General features: G+C 58.0%; 18 protein-coding genes and 2 pseudogenes. 13 read left to right on the top strand and 7 right to left on the bottom strand.

All coding sequences use genetic code 11. The annotated features are described in order from the left end of the window. The first annotated feature begins 6 nt into the window (after positions 1-6). Complete coding sequence (locus ABH922_RS26135) at positions 7-444, top strand: PPOX class F420-dependent oxidoreductase (RefSeq protein WP_424809941.1); 438 nt, start codon at positions 7-9, stop codon at positions 442-444. On the opposite strand, the pseudogene ABH922_RS26130 reads toward ABH922_RS26135, so the two are convergent. The 3 genes and pseudogenes from ABH922_RS26130 to ABH922_RS26120 form a co-directional block, all read right to left on the bottom strand. Then, a pseudogene (locus ABH922_RS26130) lies at positions 385-1,616 on the bottom strand (IS3 family transposase). The gene ABH922_RS26135 and the pseudogene ABH922_RS26130 overlap by 60 nt on opposite strands. Positions 1,617-1,854: 238 nt before the next feature. After that, a complete protein-coding gene (locus ABH922_RS26125) occupies positions 1,855-2,970 on the bottom strand; it encodes an IS630 family transposase (protein ID WP_424810323.1) in 1,116 nt (371 codons plus the stop codon). Positions 2,971-3,298: 328 nt separating this feature from the next. Next, on the bottom strand, positions 3,299-3,691 hold the full coding sequence (locus tag ABH922_RS26120; protein WP_424810322.1) for a hypothetical protein: 393 nt from the start codon (positions 3,689-3,691) through the stop codon (positions 3,299-3,301). A 198-nt stretch (positions 3,692-3,889) separates the two neighbouring features. On the opposite strand from ABH922_RS26120, the gene ABH922_RS26115 reads away from it, so the two are divergent. The 12 genes from ABH922_RS26115 (at position 3,890) to ABH922_RS26060 (ending at position 14,929) form a co-directional block, all read left to right on the top strand. Further along, on the top strand, positions 3,890-4,525 hold the full coding sequence (locus ABH922_RS26115; RefSeq protein ID WP_424809940.1) for an FMN-dependent NADH-azoreductase: 636 nt from the start codon (positions 3,890-3,892) through the stop codon (positions 4,523-4,525). Beyond that, a complete protein-coding gene (locus tag ABH922_RS26110; RefSeq protein WP_424809939.1) occupies positions 4,522-5,229 on the top strand; it encodes an AAA family ATPase in 708 nt (235 codons plus the stop codon). Before ABH922_RS26115 ends, ABH922_RS26110 begins: the two co-directional genes overlap by 4 nt. Positions 5,230-5,243: 14 nt before the next feature. Continuing rightward, positions 5,244-6,236, top strand: a complete 993-nt coding sequence (locus ABH922_RS26105; protein WP_424809938.1) for an NADPH:quinone reductase — start codon at positions 5,244-5,246, stop codon at positions 6,234-6,236. A 36-nt stretch (positions 6,237-6,272) separates the two neighbouring features. After that, positions 6,273-7,838, top strand: a complete 1,566-nt coding sequence (locus ABH922_RS26100; protein WP_424809937.1) for an FAD-dependent monooxygenase — start codon at positions 6,273-6,275, stop codon at positions 7,836-7,838. 23 nt (positions 7,839-7,861) lie between these two features. Further along, on the top strand, positions 7,862-9,283 hold the full coding sequence (locus tag ABH922_RS26095) for an MFS transporter (protein ID WP_424809936.1): 1,422 nt from the start codon (positions 7,862-7,864) through the stop codon (positions 9,281-9,283). A 49-nt stretch (positions 9,284-9,332) separates the two neighbouring features. Next, a complete protein-coding gene (locus ABH922_RS26090) occupies positions 9,333-9,728 on the top strand; it encodes a nuclear transport factor 2 family protein (protein WP_424809935.1) in 396 nt (131 codons plus the stop codon). Positions 9,729-9,854: 126 nt separating this feature from the next. Continuing rightward, positions 9,855-10,727 (top strand): helix-turn-helix transcriptional regulator, encoded by an 873-nt coding sequence (locus ABH922_RS26085; RefSeq protein WP_424809934.1) that lies wholly within the window; start codon positions 9,855-9,857, stop codon positions 10,725-10,727. Between the two features lie 520 nt (positions 10,728-11,247). Continuing rightward, the gene (locus ABH922_RS26080; protein ID WP_424809933.1) at positions 11,248-12,237 is read left to right on the top strand and encodes an AvrD family protein; all 990 of its coding nucleotides are present in this window, start codon (positions 11,248-11,250) and stop codon (positions 12,235-12,237) included. Then, positions 12,221-13,264, top strand: a complete 1,044-nt coding sequence (locus tag ABH922_RS26075; RefSeq protein ID WP_424810321.1) for a beta-ketoacyl-ACP synthase 3 — start codon at positions 12,221-12,223, stop codon at positions 13,262-13,264. Before ABH922_RS26080 ends, ABH922_RS26075 begins: the two co-directional genes overlap by 17 nt. Next, entirely contained in the window at positions 13,261-13,503 is a 243-nt protein-coding gene (locus tag ABH922_RS26070; protein WP_424809932.1) for an acyl carrier protein, read from the top strand. The genes ABH922_RS26075 and ABH922_RS26070 overlap by 4 nt, the downstream gene beginning before the upstream one ends. 6 nt (positions 13,504-13,509) lie before the next feature. Beyond that, the gene (locus ABH922_RS26065) at positions 13,510-14,457 is read left to right on the top strand and encodes an LLM class flavin-dependent oxidoreductase (protein WP_424809931.1); all 948 of its coding nucleotides are present in this window, start codon (positions 13,510-13,512) and stop codon (positions 14,455-14,457) included. Continuing rightward, a complete protein-coding gene (locus tag ABH922_RS26060) occupies positions 14,372-14,929 on the top strand; it encodes a winged helix-turn-helix transcriptional regulator (RefSeq protein ID WP_424809930.1) in 558 nt (185 codons plus the stop codon). Before ABH922_RS26065 ends, ABH922_RS26060 begins: the two co-directional genes overlap by 86 nt. Here ABH922_RS26060 and ABH922_RS26055 read toward each other — a convergent pair. The 4 genes and pseudogenes from ABH922_RS26055 to ABH922_RS26040 all read right to left on the bottom strand — a co-directional run bounded on the left by ABH922_RS26055 (position 14,857) and on the right by ABH922_RS26040 (position 17,447). Then, positions 14,857-15,042, bottom strand: a complete 186-nt coding sequence (locus tag ABH922_RS26055; protein WP_424809929.1) for a DUF4192 family protein — start codon at positions 15,040-15,042, stop codon at positions 14,857-14,859. The genes ABH922_RS26060 and ABH922_RS26055 overlap by 73 nt on opposite strands. A gap of 41 nt (positions 15,043-15,083) precedes the next feature. Next, positions 15,084-15,506 (bottom strand): annotated as a pseudogene (locus ABH922_RS26050) (transposase); the annotation flags it as partial. A gap of 3 nt (positions 15,507-15,509) precedes the next feature. Next, positions 15,510-16,184 carry an IS30 family transposase gene (locus tag ABH922_RS26045; protein WP_424810320.1) on the bottom strand — a complete coding sequence of 225 codons (675 nt, stop codon included), beginning with the start codon at positions 16,182-16,184 and terminating at the stop codon, positions 15,510-15,512. Positions 16,185-16,658: 474 nt separating this feature from the next. Beyond that, entirely contained in the window at positions 16,659-17,447 is a 789-nt protein-coding gene (locus tag ABH922_RS26040; protein WP_424809928.1) for a hypothetical protein, read from the bottom strand. Positions 17,448-18,166: the final 719 nt, after the last annotated feature.

The raw sequence follows: 18,166 nt of genomic DNA, 5'->3' as shown, positions 1-18,166 counted from the left end.
GTGAAGATGAACGAACAAGAACTCGCCACCTTGGCATCAGATCTGGCCAAGGCTCCCCATATCGCCACTGTCGGCACAATCGAGCCAGACGACTCACCCCAACTGTCTCCAGTCTGGATAACACACGACGACAATACTGTGGCATTCTCGATCGTCGAGGGGCGCCGCAAACACTCCAACATAGTCCACGATCCACGTATCAGTATCAGCATCTTTGACTCGGAGAACCCGATGCGCCGCATCGAACTTCGAGGAAGCGCCGTCATCGTCGACGACCCGGACGGAGATTTCATCCAACAGCTGTCACTCGCATACACCGGAAGTAGTTGGACCGAAAAAGATCCTGAAGCGAGAAGGGTCATCATTCGCCTCGCCCCGCAGCGCCTAGTGGGCCGCTTCTGTGAGATGGACCCCGTGGTTTGGATAGTCCGCGGCGGTTGGTAGGTGGCGGGCTGCTGGGTTGTATGCGATCTGCGGTAGCCGCTGATGTTGATGATATGCCTCGTCGGGAGTTAGACCATCGAGTCCTTGGTGGCGACGGTGGGTGTTGTAGTACTCGAAGTAGGTGCCGAGTCCGGCGCGGGCTTGGGCCCCGGTCTCGTAGGCGTGCAGGTAGACCTCCTCGTATTTCACCGAGCGCCAGAGTCTTTCGATGAATACGTTGTCCATCCACCGGCCGCGGCCGTCCATGCTGATTTTTACCCCGGCGTCGGCGAGCGCTGTGGTGAAGGCGGTCGCGGTGAACGTCGATCCCTGGTCGGTATTGAAGATCTCCGGTGGCCCGTAGGTATTGATCGCCTCGGTGAGGGCGTCGATGCAGAATGCGGTGTCGATGGTGTTCGACACCCGCCAGGTGAGGACCTTGCGGGAGTGCCAGTCCATGATCGCCACCAGGTACAAGAACCCGGACGCCGTCGGCAGGTACTCCCGCGTCCGTGCACCAGACGTGGCCGGGCCGGTCGACGCTCTTGCCGCGCAGCAAGTGCGGGTAGATACGGTGTCCCGGCGCCGGCGTGCTGGTCTTGCGCTTGGGATACAGCGCGGTCATGCCCATGATCCGCATCAGGCGTTGCACCCGCTTACCGTTGACGACGATCCCGTCGTTTGTGAGGTGGTCGACGATGCGGCGTGAACCCAGGAACGGCAACCTGAGGTGGATCTCGTCGATCCGCCGCATCAGGTCCGTGTCACCGCGATCAGCCGATCGTCGCCGGTAGTAAACCGTAGAACGAGCCACCTCGAGCAGTTCGCCTCGAGCAGTTCGCACTGCGCGGCGACCGGCAGGTCGTGGTCGCGGTTGATCATGGCCCGCCTCACTTCGGATCGAAGCGATCGAGCCCGCGATCTAAAAAATCGCGTTCCATGGTAAGTTCGCCGATCTTTGCGTGCAACGTGTTGATTTTCGCCTTGGACTCATCCCCGCGATGCCCTGTCCCTGCGGCGAACGCATCGGGCGCCCCATCGAGGAGCTGACGTTTCCATGCGGTGATCTGGTTCGGGTGCACATCGAACTGTTGTGCAAGCTCAGCGAGGGTCTTCTCCTCCCGCAGCGCTGTCAGAGCCACCTTGGCCTTGAACTCCGGCGAATGATTCCTGCGCTTACGACGTGGTGCCATCTGTGGTTGCTCCTTCGGCCTCAACAGCCATTATCGAAGCAACCCAACACCTAACGCCCTGTCCGAAATCCCGGGTCCATTTCACTCACAACGAAGATCCGGAACTTCATCAACGGGTGGAATCCGCGGGCGCAGCCGTTCGTATGGACGAAAACCGCCGAGCAGATTCTGGCGAAAGCTGACCGTAAAACAACTTCAAACTCGGGGCACTAGTGTTCTGCGTTAGAAATTAAGCATGTTAGTTATTGATTGTTTTCGTCGTGGTTGGGTTGATCTTGGCGAGGTAGTCGGCGAGGGATCTGAGGATCTCGTCAGCAGTCTTGGTCCAGCGGAAAGGATGCGGATTGTCGTTCCAGGTATCGATCCACTCGGTGATCTCGCCTTCGAGGGCTTTGACCGAGGTATGGACACCGCGGCGGATGAGCTTGTCGGTGAGCAGTCCGAACCAGCGTTCGACTTGATTCATCCAACTCGAACCTGTTGGGGTGAAGTGAATATGGAAGCGGGGATGCCTGGCCAACCATGCCTTGATCTCGGCGGTGTTGTGGGTGGCGTAGTTGTCGCACACCAGGTGCACGTCGAGGTCACGGGGTACGGCTTTGTCGATGGTGATCAGGAACTTGCGGAACTCGACGGCTCGATGCCTACGGTGCAGTGCGGAAATGACGGTGCCGTCGGCGATGTTGAATGCCGCGAAGAGGCTGGTAATACCGTGACGAAGATAATCGTGGGTGCGCCGTTCGGGAGTGCCGGGCACGATCGGCAGGATCGGTTGTGACCTGTCGAGGGCTTGGATCTGAGACTTCTCATCGACGCAGAGCACGATCGCCTTCTCAGGTGGATTGTGGTACAAGCCAACAACATCGACCACTTTCTCGACGAACAGCGGGTCGGTGGACAGCTTGAACGAGTCCTGCAGGTGCGGTTTGAGATCGAACTTGCGCCAGATCCGCCCGATCGTTGATTTGGACAGTCCGGTGTGCGCAGCCATCGACGTCCGGGACCAGTGGGTGTCCTTGCTGGGCGTCGACTCCAAGGTCGCGATGATCACGTCCTCGACCTGATCGAGCAGGATCGACGGCGGCCGGCCTGACCGGGGCTCGTCGACCAACCCGTCGAGCCGGTGTGTAATGAAACGCTGACGCCACCGGTTCACGGTCGACTCGTCGACACCGAGATCGGCCGCCGCCTGCTTGTTCGTCCCGCCTTCGGCGCAGCGCAGTACGATCTTTGCCCGCATCGCAAGGTACTGAGCGGTTTTCGCTCTCCTCGCCCACGACGTCAGCTGCGTTCGTTCGTCCTCGCTCAACACCAATTCCGCCTTCGGGCGCCCACTTCGCCCGGCATCGGCCAGTCCCTCGAGCCGCTCGGCGGCGAACTTTCGCCGCCATGTCGCTACCGTGAGATCGAGTTCGCGTGCAACACCCGCGTTCGACGCACCTTCGGCGCAGGCCAACACGATGCGCGCCCGCTCCGCCTGCCGCCGGCCACCCGATTCGACCCTGCGCGTCAGCTCGGCACGTTCAGCCACGGACAACGTGATTTCAACAGCCGAAGGTCCACGATGCGACATGAAACAGATTATAAACTAATTGGTGTAATTTCTAACGCAGGACACTAGCCCCACGCTGAGCCGTAGCTTGCTGGAATCGGATCAAGCCGGAAATGGTTCCAAGAGAAGCTCAGCCCCGCCTACATTCGGATGGTTTCAATACTTGACTGTCTGATGAGGTTCGGATACTGGGCTGCCAGCTCAAATGCCCACAAGTTCGATACGCCGTTTCGCTAGTTCGATTGCGCAGCAGCTTGTAGCGCGCGGCTGATGGAGGATCGGCAGACGCCGAGCGTTTTGGCGATGCTGTCGAAGGCTTACCTTGTGCGCGTAAGGTTTTGGCTGTTTCTGTACGTTCGGCGGTCATGGCGGTGGGTCGTCCGCCGTGTCGGCCTTGTCGGATGGCGGCTTCGAGGCCGGCGTGGGCGCGTTCCATTTGGGCGAGTGCGGACATGATATGGAAGAGGAATTCGCCTCCGGGGGTGGTGGTGTCGAATCCTTCTGTGAGGGAACGGGATGCGATTCCGCGTTCGACGAGTAGGTGGATGGTGTTGGTGACGTGACGGTGCCGTGGCCGGCCATCAATGTGTGAGAGTGATCGTCATTGGGGGCTTACTTCAAGGTTAGTTGCTTGCTCACCTCAAAGTGCGTTCTTGTGCAACGGTTTCCAGGCCGGTACTAAGGGATTAGTGCTACATCGCCCCTACCGAAAGCGAAAATCATGACGAAGGTTCTGGAAGTGCGTGTCTCGCCGCGCGGCGACAACTCTTTCTCCTCGCAGATCACCAGTGCGTACGTGGGTGAGCTCGCTGCAGGCGGGGCGGAAGTAACCACGTGGAATCTGTTCGAGATGAATCTGCCGGAGTTTGGCACCACGGCTGCTGACGCGAAGATGGCTGTGTTCAGCGGTGCTGAGCAAACTGCTGAGCAGAAGCAGGTGTGGGCCGACTGCGAGCAGCTGTTCAGCACGTTTGCGGACTTCGATGTGTACGCCTTCGGTCTGCCGCTGTGGAACGCCGGTGTCCCTTACAAGTTCAAGCAGCTCATCGACATCATCACGCAGCCCGGTTGGTCGTTCGGTTTCGACCCGGAGGCCGGCTACAGCGGGCTGCTGACCAGCAAGCGCGCTTTCGTCGCACTGACCAGTGGTGTTTACAAGCCCGGCCAGAGTGCGGCGTTCGGATCGGACTTCGCCGAGCCCTTCATCGATGACTGGCTGCGGTTCGTCGGTATCAACGACATCACCGTGGAGCGGTTCTCGCCGACAGTGATGACTGCCGACGCCCAAGCTGATCTGGCCGTGCATGTGGCATCTGCCCGGGCTGCTGCGGCTTCGTTGGTAGGGGCTCTCTCGTGAACCTGGGGATCTCTGGTACGTACTCGAGCGGGAAGACTCTCACCTCGATGGCGCTCTCGCACTACACGGGTATCCCGCGGACGCGGGCGAAGACTATGCGGGAGATATTGCCGGACGCGGCACCTGGGAAGACGTTGGAGGAGTGCACCTCGGCTGAGCTGATCCAGATGATCGTGGTCCGACACTCGGATCGTTGTGCGCATGAGCGACTGCTTGATGGCAACTTCATCTCGGACGGGTCGTCCCTGCAGGAGTGGATCTACGGTGCTGTGCGGGTGAAGGTTGGGATCAACCCAAACGAGTCGGCGAGCCTCGATTCTGATGCTTCGGTGGAAAAGACACCTGAACTGGCCCACTTCGAGGACGTGATGAGTGAGTTGGGGAAGGCGTTCAAACGCCATGTCCGCGAGACGTTCACGGCGTTTGTACATCTGCCGAACGAACTCCCTCTTGCAGAGGACGGACATCGCCCGGTCAATGCCACGTTCCGGGACTCTTCGGATCAGCTACTTGTTCAGGTCATGGATGAGATCGGGGTGCCGTACACGGTGATCGGGGGCGATCTCGGTGAACGTGCCGACCGTATCGCTCGGCACTTCGACCTCCCCGTTCTGACGTCAATCGATGAGGCGATCGAGGCCGCGGAACTTGAATACAGCTCGCTCGACGTGCGCGACGAGACGCAGCGAACCGCTGGCGTCTGAGAGGAGACGGACGAATGTCGACGCTAATGCAGGTGGCGGCGTACCGCGAGCTCGGTGACGCGCAGGACGTTCTCCAGGTGCGCGAAATCGAGGCACCTGCGCCTGGTCGCGGTGAAGTGCTTGTGCGGGTGTGTCTTTCCGGTGTCAATCCATCCGACTGGAGGGCACGTCGGGCTGGGAGGCCGTGGGCTGGAGCGGAGTGGTCAATTCCGCATTCTGATGGGGCCGGCGTGATCGAGGCAGTTGGACCAGGAGTTGCTGCCTCACGCATCGGTGAGCGTGTGTGGATGTGGAATGCTGCGTGGAACCGTTCACACGGAACGGCTTCGCAATACGTGTGTCTACCTGCGCGCCACGCGGTACTGGTCCCAGATCACGTCAGTAACGAGTTCGCGGCAGGTATCGGTATTCCCTACATGACGGCGTGGTATTGCCTGCATGTCGATGGCCCGATCACGGGGAAGACGGTGCTCGTCACGGGGGGCGCAGGCGCTGTTGGCAACGCAGCTATCCAGCTGGCTAAGTACCTGGGCGCGATCGTCATCACCACCGTGTCGTCTCCGGAGAAGGAGGATATAGCTCGCGCTGCTGGTGCCGACTTCGTGATCGACTACCGCGCCTCGGAGTCTGTGGTCGACGAGATTGCCGCGGCCACTCCTGACGGTGTCGACATCATCATTGAGGTCGCACTCGGCGCGAACATTGACTGCACAGCGCGAGCGCTGAACCCACGGGGCACGGTGGTGGCATATGCCCCTGAGCCGGATCTTCCGAGGATTCCAACGCAGAGGTTGCTGTTTCTGCAGGCGTCGTTGCGGTTCGTGCTCGTCTACACGATCTCTGAAGCGGAGCAAGATGCTGCGGTGGCCGGCATTATGGATGCTCTGTCGGACTGTACGTTTACGCAGTTGCCTACCCGAGTGTTCGGGCTCAGTGACATCGTAGCTGCGCACGACGCCGTCGAAGCTGGTGCAGTCGGCAAGGTGCTTGTCGATCCCTGGGCATGAAGAGCTGAATCCTGATCCGCTAGTCGCAAACATCCAATGTTGGGGATTTGTAGTTGCTTACGTTCAGATCCCGCCGCCTATGCCGCTTATGTCGCAACAAACCGTTTAAGTACTTGCTTCAAGAATTTTCCGAAAGTTCAGTCTTCCCTAAGGTGGTGGTGTCAGATGCGAGACCGATCTATACGGGAAACAGAAGTGCTGATCGTCGGCGCTGGCCCTGTCGGTTTAGTTTGCGGCGTGCTGCTGCGAACGTACGGCGTTGAATGTACGATTGTTGAAAAGTCGCGATCGCGAGATAGACGCGCTCGTGCAATCAGTCTTCATGCACCCACGCTTGAGCTATTCTCAGAACTCGGACTCCTTGAGGGTATCTCCGGTTATGCGGAACGTCTGACCAGCATAAGTTTGTACGGTCGCAACAATTCTTATGTAGGCGATCTGACAGGGTTAGATTCCCCATATGAAGGCTACTGGAATGTTGAGCAACCAATTTATGAAGAATCCTTGGAAGGTCTCTACGAAGAGCTTGGAGGAACACTAATTCGAGGTCTCGAGGTCACTTCAGTATTGAAGCAATCTGCGGAGCTTCGACCTCCGAGTCCGAATTGTGACGACGCACCATCACCGCGCCGAGTGGATCGCGTCGATCAATCCACTAGTCATATACACTTTCAATTTATTATTTGCGCCGATGGTGTCGGCAGCTCAACGTGGAACCTGTTAGTCGGCAACAACGAAAGACTTCGAAAACAACACTCTGGTGAGTATCTCCTACTGGAGGGAGTTCCTGCACTTAAATCCCAAGTGGCCGATACTGGGATATACATAGGTTCCGATGGGATGGTGACACGCGCACCTTTGACGCAGGGTCGAGTTAGGATAGCCGGTCCGGCCCAACCTGGCCTCAGCAGAGCGAACTCTGTCGCGGATCTCATTAAAGCAGTGGATAAAATGGGATACGGTCAGACACTTCGACTTCGAGAAATTGAGAGGTCGTCAGTGTATCGCGTGTCAGCGTCAATAGTACCCAGGCCGTTTGATTTGTCTATGCGTTTCTGTGTTGTCGGTGACGCCGCACACACTACACCGCCGGCTGGAGGGCAAGGGTTAAATTCCGGAATCGCAGATGCGCTATCATTATGCTGGCGGCTAGCCCTATTTCTAAAAGGTTCCAGCGGGGCTGAAGTGTTCGACGGCATTACCGATGATATTCAGGCAAATGCGCGGCACGCAATTGAATCTGCAGATATCTCTACTGCGGTTCGCCTGATTCGAGAAAATCGGACCGAGAACGATTCGGCAATTAGACACGAAATGTCGACCAGAGCGATTGCGTGGTCACAGATCTATCGGGGGAGAGGAAATCCGCTCCTGAGGCGGCACGGATTGAAGCTGCACTCAGGCGATAGGGTTCCAAGCGCTCGTCGCATTGTTGACGGCCAGAGCCGAAGTATGCATGTGAGCGCATTGCCGGTTAACCGTATTGGACTGACGTTTACAAAACTACGTAGAGATACTTTGACTACAGATGTCATGCCTTCGAAATTCTGGCCTGACGACGTGGCTGAACTCGTCCTTCGACCTGACGGTGTGGTCTTGTGAGGGAAGAAAGGAACGAACTCTCAATGAAGCGGCCGATACAGCAAGGAGGTAGTTGCGCTAAGGAGTCGCCCCCCAAGGATCTCCACTTGTCGAGGGCGTCCGTTCTTATGGCAGGCGCCCTGGGTTTCCTAATGGTTGTCCTTGACGTAAGCGTCGTGAATGTGGCAACTGAACAGATTGCATCCAGCTTAGATGTTGGTGAAAGTGGACTGGTGTGGGTGTTGAATGGATACACACTGACTTTCGCGGCATTTTTGCTAACCGGAGGCTCACTTGGAGACAGGGTTGCCCCGTGGCGTCTATTTTGCATTGGGCTAGGTGTGTTCGCGGTAGCGTCCATTCTATGTGGTAGTGCGAAGTCGATCGACTATTTGGTTGCGTTTCGTCTCATCCAAGGGATTGGCGCCGCGTTAATTGTTCCAACATCGCTTACCATGGTTGTTAATGCGTACCCGCCAGGTGCCTCTAGAGTAGCAGCAATTAGCGGATGGTCGGCTGTAGGAAGTGCGGCCTTAGGGTTCGGTCCTATCGTTGGGGGCGCTGTGTCCCAGCTAGTTGGATGGAGGTTGATATTCTTCATCAATGTGCCAATTGCCGCTATCGCTATAGCACTCCTCTTTAAGTCTGGGTTGCCACGCCATAAGAATATCAAGAGTGGCGCTCGAAAGAAGATCGATCTCTGGGGCCAGATATTAATAGTCACATTCTTGAGTTCATTGACTTTGATATTGGTTCAGGGCCCGGGATGGGGTTGGGGCGCGCCAACGACGGTCGTCTTGATGGTCTGCACAGCTACTTCATTTGCATTGTTTCTCATAGTAGAGCGTCGCGACGGAGCCATGCTGCCTCTGCGGCTATTCTCGATTCCTAATTTCACGAGCAGTGCGGTAACTGGATTCTTTGTAAATTTTGCATGCTACGCGTCTATTTACGTCATCAGCCAAGCTTTGCTATTTAGATTCCATTACTCGCCGATCCTGTCTGGGGTGGCATTGTTGCCGCTGAACGTCGCTATCATGGGCGCCAACTTCTCGTCCCCGTATCTACTGAGACGATACTCCGCTGAAGCATTGCTGCTGGGTTCAGGAATACTGTCATGTGCGGGATTTTCAATCGTCTCACTCACGCTAAATCCGAATCAAATAGAAATCTGTTTCGTCGGGATGGTTCTGGCCGGCTTTGGCGGCGGGGTAATGGCCGCTTGTGCGGCAAACATGATTGTTAGCGCTGTCTCGCCAGAGTTTGTTGGTGTAGCTTCAGGAACGTTAAACGCTTCGAGGCAAATCGGAGGGCTGATCGGTGTCTCAATCGCTGGAGCAGCCGTTACTCAGGCCATTGCGAGGGGGCAGTCCGAATTTGGTTCGGCACTGTGGGCTAGCGCCGTTGGGTGTGGTTTAGTTGCCCTGGTTGGAGTAGGCATGATTTCGCGAAGAGCCTCTCACTAGTGCTACTGCTACTACTACGTCAGAGATCAATCCGAGTTTAGGAGCAAAAATGCACTTTCCCGCAATGCCGCAGAAGGTGGCACAGTTTTTCGAAGGGTCCCAAACGAGCGATCCACGGATGTGGGCCGACTCCTTCTCGAAGGACGGTCTATTCTACGATCCTGTTGGGTCTGATCCAATTGATGGACGTGAAAACATTTACGCTCGATTAGTCGGCGCGTTTGACGCATTTAAGCCATTCTACGGACTGACTCCGGAGTCCGCCTTCACGACTGGAGGTGTGACTGCTGTAAAATGGTCTGGTGCTGTAGTGCATAGGGAGTCGGGTTCCCCTGTTAATTGGGCTGGAATCACAGTGTTTGAACTTACAGATTCCGGTGAAATCGCCAATGCTCGAGCGTATTTCAATCATGACGTTTTCGCTGCCCAACTGCCATCAAAGTAGCGGGCACCGATTGTCCGGGACTGCATCCTCTGCCGAGCTGATCCGAATGATTGTGGTCTGGCGCTCGGATCATTATGCGCAGGAGCGGCTCCTTGAGGGCTGCAAAGTGCTTGTCGACCCCTGGAGATGGCTCCCGTGACGGGGGCCATCTCTGGGGACTACCGGCGTGCCGAACTGGCGCGGTTCCTGCGGTCATGTCGTGAACGTACGTCACCGGTGGATTCAGGCTTATTGGAGACAATGCCACCCCGGCGAAGGATCCGTGGACTACGACGTCCAGAGGTCGCCCAGCTCGCCGGTGTTGGGTTGTCTTGGTACACGCAGTTGGAACAGGGACGCGAAATCTCGTTGACCATCGATGTTGCACGGTCGTTAGTAGGGGCCTTCAGTCTCTCCAGTGATGAGGAGGAGTACCTGTACTTGCTCGGCGGGTTAACCGCTCCTGTCGATAAGACCGACCAGAAGCTTCGTGGTCACCGGAAAAAACAACTTGCGGAACCTCAGAAGCTGGCACAGCCAGTGCTAGTTCCAGAGACGGATTTGACAGAAATCCAGCTGGTGATCGACAGCTTCAACGCCGGCGATCCCATATATGCGATTAGTAGACACTGGGAGGTACTAGCCGCCAACTCCAGCGCAGAGCAGCTACTCGGCGTGCGTGTTGGCACCAACTGTCTGGTGCGCATGTTCACCGAGCCTGGCCGCGAATCGTGGTACGGCGACCCCACTACTGCTGGTCGGCTACTTGTGGCGCGGTATCGCCAGCAAGTGGCCCGGTACCCATATGACAGGAGCCTGCAGGACACGGTAACGATGTTGAAGCGTGTACCCAGCTTTCTGGCGTTGTGGGAGCGGCATGAGGTGCTGTCGTTACTACCGGAAACTCTCAGCTACTGTGCTGGTGGTATCGCCGCCCCTGTGGAGTACAGGACGATGGGGATGGTATTGGCGGCGTATCCGTCGGTGAATCTCGCGCTAGGCGTTCCTGTCACCCGTTGACGGCGCTCGCTGAGCCCCGGTGGTCCTGCGTCACTTCGCGCTCCGGAGCACACACCAACTACAGAGAACATGCCTGGCGAGGACTGCCTGATGCCCCCAAATCCTGCTCACCCGCACCACGCAGCTCACCGAGAAGAAGCAGCGGGTCAAGCTAAATTCCGTGTTGGGCGCTGATGACCTAACTCTGACACCGGCGTCAGCACCGCCGGTCGAAGCGATCAATGGCGGGCTCGAACACCTCCGCGGCGTCGCCCTGGGCTACGGTCGCTATTTCACTCCGGTCAGCTCGCCGACCGGGCCAACGGCCTGAAGTGAGAAGATCTACCAAATTCGGCCGAGCATCGACCATCGGACCGCAATGTGACTTGATTCACTATCGTAGTAGCCCCGGTCATCCCATAGTGCAATTCAGAACATTCAGTCGACAATCAGGGCCGTGTCTCGACAGTATTTGAGTAGGGATGGCGATCAATCAGCCACCCCGAGTCGATCGCCTACATACCCCAACTTGGGAGCATTCATGGCCAACAGAAGTTCTGACTCATATACGACTATCCAGACCGCGACCGCCGATGATTATCTCGGCCCCTTCGGGGGTCGGTTCTTTGGCAGCGGCTATAAACGAGTCCGCCAGGATATCTCGATCGGCCCGATGTTCGCGGGAAGCTTCGCGGGTGAGTTAAGTCTGACGATGCCGGACCAATGGTCCACTAAAGGCGCTGCACGTCAGCTTCCCCACGCCAGCAGCATTGACATCATTGTCGCTGCCGCGCTGCTTGGCGAGCACTCCGCACGCCTCCGCAAAGTCGAAGGGCCCTGCTGGACTGAAGAGCTGACCATACGCGCACCAGTCGCGCCTGAAGAGGGTGCTGCCATAAACCTTGCTGTGTCCGGCGAATCCCACGTCGCCGGAGACGACCGCACAATCACTACAGCCGACATCGGCGGTTTCAAGGCGCAGATCACAGTCGCTCATCACGCCACCAACTCCGAGGAGATCGCGAATACCGAGTCGGAGGCAAATCGCCCGGTGACTACGGCCCCGCACCCCTACGTGGACGGCTTCCGGCACCACATCAACACCGTCAGTAACCTTGAGATCGACTTCGACGGCAACAACGCAACTTCACAGCTGCTAACCGAGCGCGACACTGAAAATACGGCGGTGGTCGGAGTTGACGCCAGCCCAGGAGTTGCGAGTGTGCACCTCATCGACGCGTTCTGCGAGGCGTTGCAGGTGGGACAGATTCTTCTCTATGACCTCGACAACTTGCAGCGAGCAACGAGCAACACTCTTTGGATGAGGCGACTGCGCATCCGCGCTCAGGCCCCCGAGTTTCGAGTTCCGAACGTGAAATCTGTAACCGATCTCCAGAAACTGTCTTTGGTGGCTATTCAAAAAGAGACCTGGCGAACTGCTGACATTCGGTACAGGCGGCCAGGCATAGAACTGACTTGTTCCGTAGCGCACAAGATTGCACAAGGAGGTGGATATGACCAAATTGGATGACGTCGAAATCATCGGAATAGGAGGGTTTGTCCCCGGCTCTCCGGTGCTTAATAGTGAAATGTCTCTCGCGCTTGACACTTCAGATGAATGGATTACTCAACGAACCGGAATCCGCAGTAGGCATTTCGTTAGCCCCGGAATAGCCACCAGTGACATGGGTGTAGTCGCCGGCCGCAATGCCCTGGACTCGGCCCAGGAGCAGTGTGTTCCCGACGTGGTGATCTGTGCGACTACGACACCCGATTTCCGCTGCCCCGCCACCGCCCCGATCATCGCTGACAAGCTTGGGCTCCCGCCTCGGCCAGCGTTCGATGTCTCGGCAGTGTGCTCCGGGTTCATCTACGCTCTTGCAGTTGCCGGATCGATGCTCGGAGAGCACGGCTATAAGACCGCGCTCGTCGTCGCAGCCGAATCGTTCAGCACGCTGTTAGATCGGCAAGACCGATCCACCGCAGTGATCTTCGGTGACGGTGCCGGCGCGGTGCTGCTGCGCCACAATCCTGATGCAGTCAACGGTCGTATCCATAGCGTTGAAATCGCATCCGATGGGGCTGATCACCAGCTCATCACCGTACCCGGCGGAGGCGCCTACGCGGAAGCTCACCCGGAGCAGGCCCTGTCGCCGTACTTCCAAATGGACGGTCGTCGCGTGTTTACACGCGCGATCAGGTCAATGGCCGACATCTCTCGCAAGGCGCTCGCGGGCCCCGGCTGGAATATCGACCAGGTTGACACCCTCATTGGTCATCAAGCCAACGCTCGAATCCTTCGCGGAGTCGCCAACGAACTCGGGGTCGCATGGGACAAGGCCGTGGTCCACCTCGACGAGGTCGGTAATACCTCCGCAGCGTCCATCCCCCTCGCCATGGCGGCACGAGGCGGAGCCATCGCCACCGGCAGCAGGACCCTCCTCACCGCCTATGGCGCAGGAGCAGCGTGGGGTGCCGCAACCCTGACCTGGCCGGAAGTCACACCGATCTATACCTCAAACACACTCCTCACACACGAACAAGGAGCAGCATCATGACCACTCTCACCGCGGCCGCCCTTCAACAGATTGTCAACCGCGAGTTACCCGACGACACAATCGAGGTCGCCCTCGAAACTCGCTTCGAGGATGCTGGCCTCGACTCCTTATCTGTCCTCGAGCTCGGATCGGCACTGGAGAAGGAACTCAAGATCGTCCTGCTCGATGACGACCTGCACAACTGCGAGACCTTCGGGGATCTCGTCGCATTGGTCGGCAGCCGCGAGCGCGCCGCGTAGCCACCGATGTTCCTCGGCTACCAGATCCCCAATTTCGAGTACGGCACCACACCACACCACACCGTCGCTACGGTCATCGCCCAGGCGCATGAGGCGGAGTCCGCCAGGTTCGACTGCCTGTACGTGATGGACCACTTCTATCCACTGCCGCTTATCGGTCCGATCGACGGAAGGATGTTTGAGTCACAGACTCTGCTGGCGGCCCTCGCAGCAGTGACGTCAACGATCGGGCTATCGCCACTGGTGACGAGCGCGACCTACCGAAACCCCCTGCTTCTGGCCAAGTCGACCGCGACGATCGATGCGATCAGCGGTGGACGCGCCAGCATTGGTCTCGGAACAGGGTGGTTCGAGCAGGAACATCGGGACTTCGGATTCGACCTCGGCAACCTGACGGACCGCTACGGCAAACTCACCGAGACACTGCAGATCTTGAGGGGGCTCACTTCAACTAACCCAGGACTACCCTTTACCGGCCGCTGGTACCGGTGCGATAACCCGATCCTGAATCCACCGTTGCGGGCAGATACAGAGATCCTGATCGGCGGCGGCGGCGAGGTCCGCACTTTCGGTCTCGCAGCCAGATTCGCTGACCACCTCAACATCCTCAGCGACGTAGGAGCGGTTCCCCGCAAAGTCGTTGCTGCACATGTCCGATGTGAAGAAGTCGACCGGGACCCTGCCACACTTCGCTTGTCCTATACGGCCTATCTGTTCACAGGCGACACCGAGCGGGAAGCACAACAGGGATACGCTGACTTCATTGCAAGCCGACCCGCGGCTCGAAGTGCTGCTGGCAGGCACTTCGTCGGCACCTCGGCAACCGTCGCCGACCAGCTAGCGCAGCAGGTGATTGCAAAGGGAATCGATGGACTCGTCGTCAACTTGGTTACCGTTGGACATGTACCCGGTCGCATCAGCGAGGTGTCTTCAGCGCTACACGCTGCACTCTGACCATCGAGAACGCTACAGACGACGGAGGACAAACATGCAGAACAAGACGGCAATATCAACCGCAGAGCACGGCGAGCGTACGGCGGAGCCCGGGTACTGCCCTGCACGTGAACTGTTTGAAGTCCTGTCGAGCAAGTGGGTGATTCGAACGCTCCTACTCCTCGACGATGCGCCGGCGGTACGGTACTCGGCACTACGACGACAGCTCCCTGGAATCAGCCACAAAATGATGGCGCAGACGCTGCGCATCCTCCAACGAGACGGGTTCGTCTCGCGCCACGCTATGCCGGGAATCCCGCCGAGGGTCGAGTACTCCCTCGAACCGATGGGGCATGAAGTGCTAGCGATCGTGAGCAGCTTCAAGACCTGGACGGAAGAGAATGTCGAACGCGTTCTTGATCACCGCCGATGCAGCTCAGAGGCGATATCGGACAACTCTGAGGGGGCGCTGAGCTCGAGTGCGGTGCTGTAGTCGGCTGCCGCATCGGCACCGATGACATCGGTACGCGCAACGAACGCAAGGGTGGCCGGTGATCCCGTGAGCGCGATCACCACGACGGAATTGGCAGGGACGAATCCGAGCAAGGGACTGCACCCACTTCAGTTGACACGTGGGGTTGATAGCTTCAAGCCGCGTATGCAGCCTGGTTGATTGTCTCAAACTCGATCGGGGTGAGCTTCCCGAGGCGCCGTTGCCTGCGTTTGCGATGGTAGATCTTCTCGATCCAGGTCACGATCGCCAACCGCAGCTGTTCCTGAGTCGACCACCGTTGTCGGTCGAGGACGTTCTTTTGCATCAGTGAGAAGAAAGATTCCATTGCGGCATTGTCACCGCATGCCCCGACCCTGCCCATGGAACCTTGTAAACCGTTGTTGGACAATGTATGAACGAACTTCCTCGACCGAAATTGGCTGCCCCGATCGGAATGTACGATCGTCCCGGCTGCGCCGCGAAGAGCGAGGGCATTAGTCAGGGCGTTCACAGCCAGCGACGCCTTCATTCGGGAGTCGATCGAATAGCCGACGATCCTGTTCGAATACACGTGGCGGTTTCAAGAACCCAGCGCAACACTGCTGATGAGTTCGTTCAGTTTCTCACGAGGGGTATGGAATCCGTGAATCTTCCGGGGGCGGTTGTTGAGCTGCTCTACCATTGCCTCGATCGCGTCGTCGGTGACGTTGTTGAAGTTAGTGCCCTTCGGGTAGTAGTCGCGGATCAAACCGTTCAGGTTCTCGTTCGAGCCTCGTTGCCAGGGCGAATGCGGGTCACAAAAGAACACGGGGCATCGGGTAGCGATCGTGAAGTCTTTGTGTCTCGACATCTCCTGCCCCTGATCCCAGGTCAGAGTTTTCCTGAGATGTTCTGGGAGGCGCATGATTTGGTTGCGGATGACGTCGATCACGGTGGCCGAGTCGCGGACGCCGGGTAGGCGTTCTACCAACGCGAAGCGTGTGTTCCGCTCGACGAGCGTGACGATCCCGGAGCTTGCGGGACCGACAACGAGATCGCCTTCCCAATTCCCAGGTACAGCACGATCGGCTGCGGAAGCGGGCCGGTCCGTGAGCCGGGCCCCCGCTAACCACGGTCGGACATCGCGCGATGGCAACCGTGAGGCAGGTGTCCTGCGAGAACGGCCTGAACGCAACGCCTTGGCGACGGTCAATTCGTGCCGTAACGATCCCCGGCCTTGGACATAGAGGGCTTGGTAGATTGTTTCGTGGGACACCCACAACTGCGGCTGGTTGGGGAAACATCATCCGTTGTCTCCCTGCGATCTGCTGCGGAGAGTGCTTCTCGTTCAAGCCTGTGACGATGAGTGACCGCAGCTCATGGCAATCAAGTTTGCGCGGCCTTGTTCTCACGCGCGAGCGCATCGTGTGGTGATGCGCGACCCCGGCATGGTATCTCGTCTCCCGCGACCCGCCGCGTCCTCGCCCGGTCTCGACTCTGTGACGTCCAAGCTCCCGTGAAATTGTGGACGCGGCAACGTCCAGATGCCGGCCGATCGCTCGCATCGACCACGCGGGCGTGCTGTTGATCGCCATCTCGATGAAGACACGGTCCTCGTGAGTCAAGCGACGGTATGCGCGTTGAGGATTCAACGCTGACGTTGACGTAGTGACAGGCTCGATACCGCCTCGGGCTCCCATACGGATCACCATGCCCGCCAGCCTGGCCCACTCGACGACCGCTCCCGTGTTCACACCGAATCGCCTCGCCGTTTCCTGAGCTGACACACCCACAAGAAGCATCGAATACGCGATGCACCGATCGTTCCACGAAACCGCCACGACAACCTCCGAATGAAGGTGTTGCGCTGGGTTCTTGAAACCGCCCGCAGCACGTCGAGGAGTAGTTGAGTGATTTGGTCCGGGTCGGCTTCATCATCTCCCCTGATGCTGAGAATGCTGGTGTCGAGTAGCAACAGATTGGACTGCCACGATTCTCTGGCATCTTGAGTTGCTTGGGCGGACTCGTGTTCGCGTTCTGGGAACGCCCAGTCGGGTCCGCCGGTCACGTAGTCGAGGAAGCTTTCCACGCGACCAGTGCCGGCCGCGTCGATTACGCGTTTGATCAGTTTCACTCCCACTGATATCAGGCCTGATCTCAAGTCCTTGCCTGCTTCGCCGGCGGTCAGTGTCGCCCACTCTTTTAGGCGATTCGCGTCCCTCCGAATGTCTGAGGGAAAGTGTGGGTAGAGCACCAGGCCCTCTGTATCGACGTACGCGCGCCCGATCACATTGGAAAATTGGGCTCCCGTGAGCAGATCCTGGCCGTTACTGAGTCCGTGGAAGAGCACGGCGGAGGCGGAAAGATTGAGACCTTGTGAAAGTGTCGGGGACGCTATGGTGACTTTGATAGCGCCGTCGTGCAGGAGTTGTTCGATTTCTTTTCTGAAGGGGCCTGGCAGTGTCCCGTGGTGAATCGCGACTCCGAGTTCTAGGCATTTGAGAATGGGGTGGTCCGCTCCGAACCATTCAGTGCCCACTGCGCGGGCGTCGGCGAGATCGGCACCGGGGCGAGGATTGTGCCTATGAGACCTTGCTGGTGGAGTTTGACGATGCGTTCGGCGTATGGAGTCACGCCGCGGCGTTGGGGGCAGAAAATGAGAACCGATTGACCTTCTTCCACCAACCGCCATGCGGTTGCTATGACGGGTTCGCGACGGTCGGCAGGGAAATCTCTTCTTCTACGTCTGCCGACCACCGGAGGCTTCGCCTCGACGTATCGGGGGATGAAAGCAGGTTGCCCACTGCTCAAGGTCATCTCGAGTCTGGCGTGATCACTTTGCCATCGGACGATGCCGAATCTCTGTTGAGGGTGCAGATACGGATCCATCGAGACTGACGACACATGTCCGAGGAGGTCTCCATCAGACCCAGAGCGATTCATCTCGACGTTGATTCTCCGGTTTTCTTTCTGTGTGCGAGAGTGGATATCGCGCAAAAGTTCGACGGTGATATCGTTTTGTCGCATTTTTCGCGATGCCGTGTTCATGGGGATGCGTCGCGCGCTCCCTCGATTTGAGCATCAATGGCAGATGGAATCCATTGTTCTCGTGTTGGTATGGAACGCCTTGTAGTCAAACGCGTCCTCGATCGGCGCCGATTCGTGAACATGGCTGTTGGCCAATCCTCTTATGCGCAAGTCCATCACGAGCGATGCCCTCTCGTGGGCGTTCTTTCGTTGATTCGCTGCGGACCGCCA

The sequence above is a fragment of the Rhodococcus sp. 27YEA15 genome, assembly GCF_049739425.1.
Classification (GTDB): Bacteria; Actinomycetota; Actinomycetes; order Mycobacteriales; family Mycobacteriaceae; genus Rhodococcus_F.
Note: the sequence above shows the minus strand (reverse complement) of the source record. Positions and strands in the feature narration are given on the sequence as shown.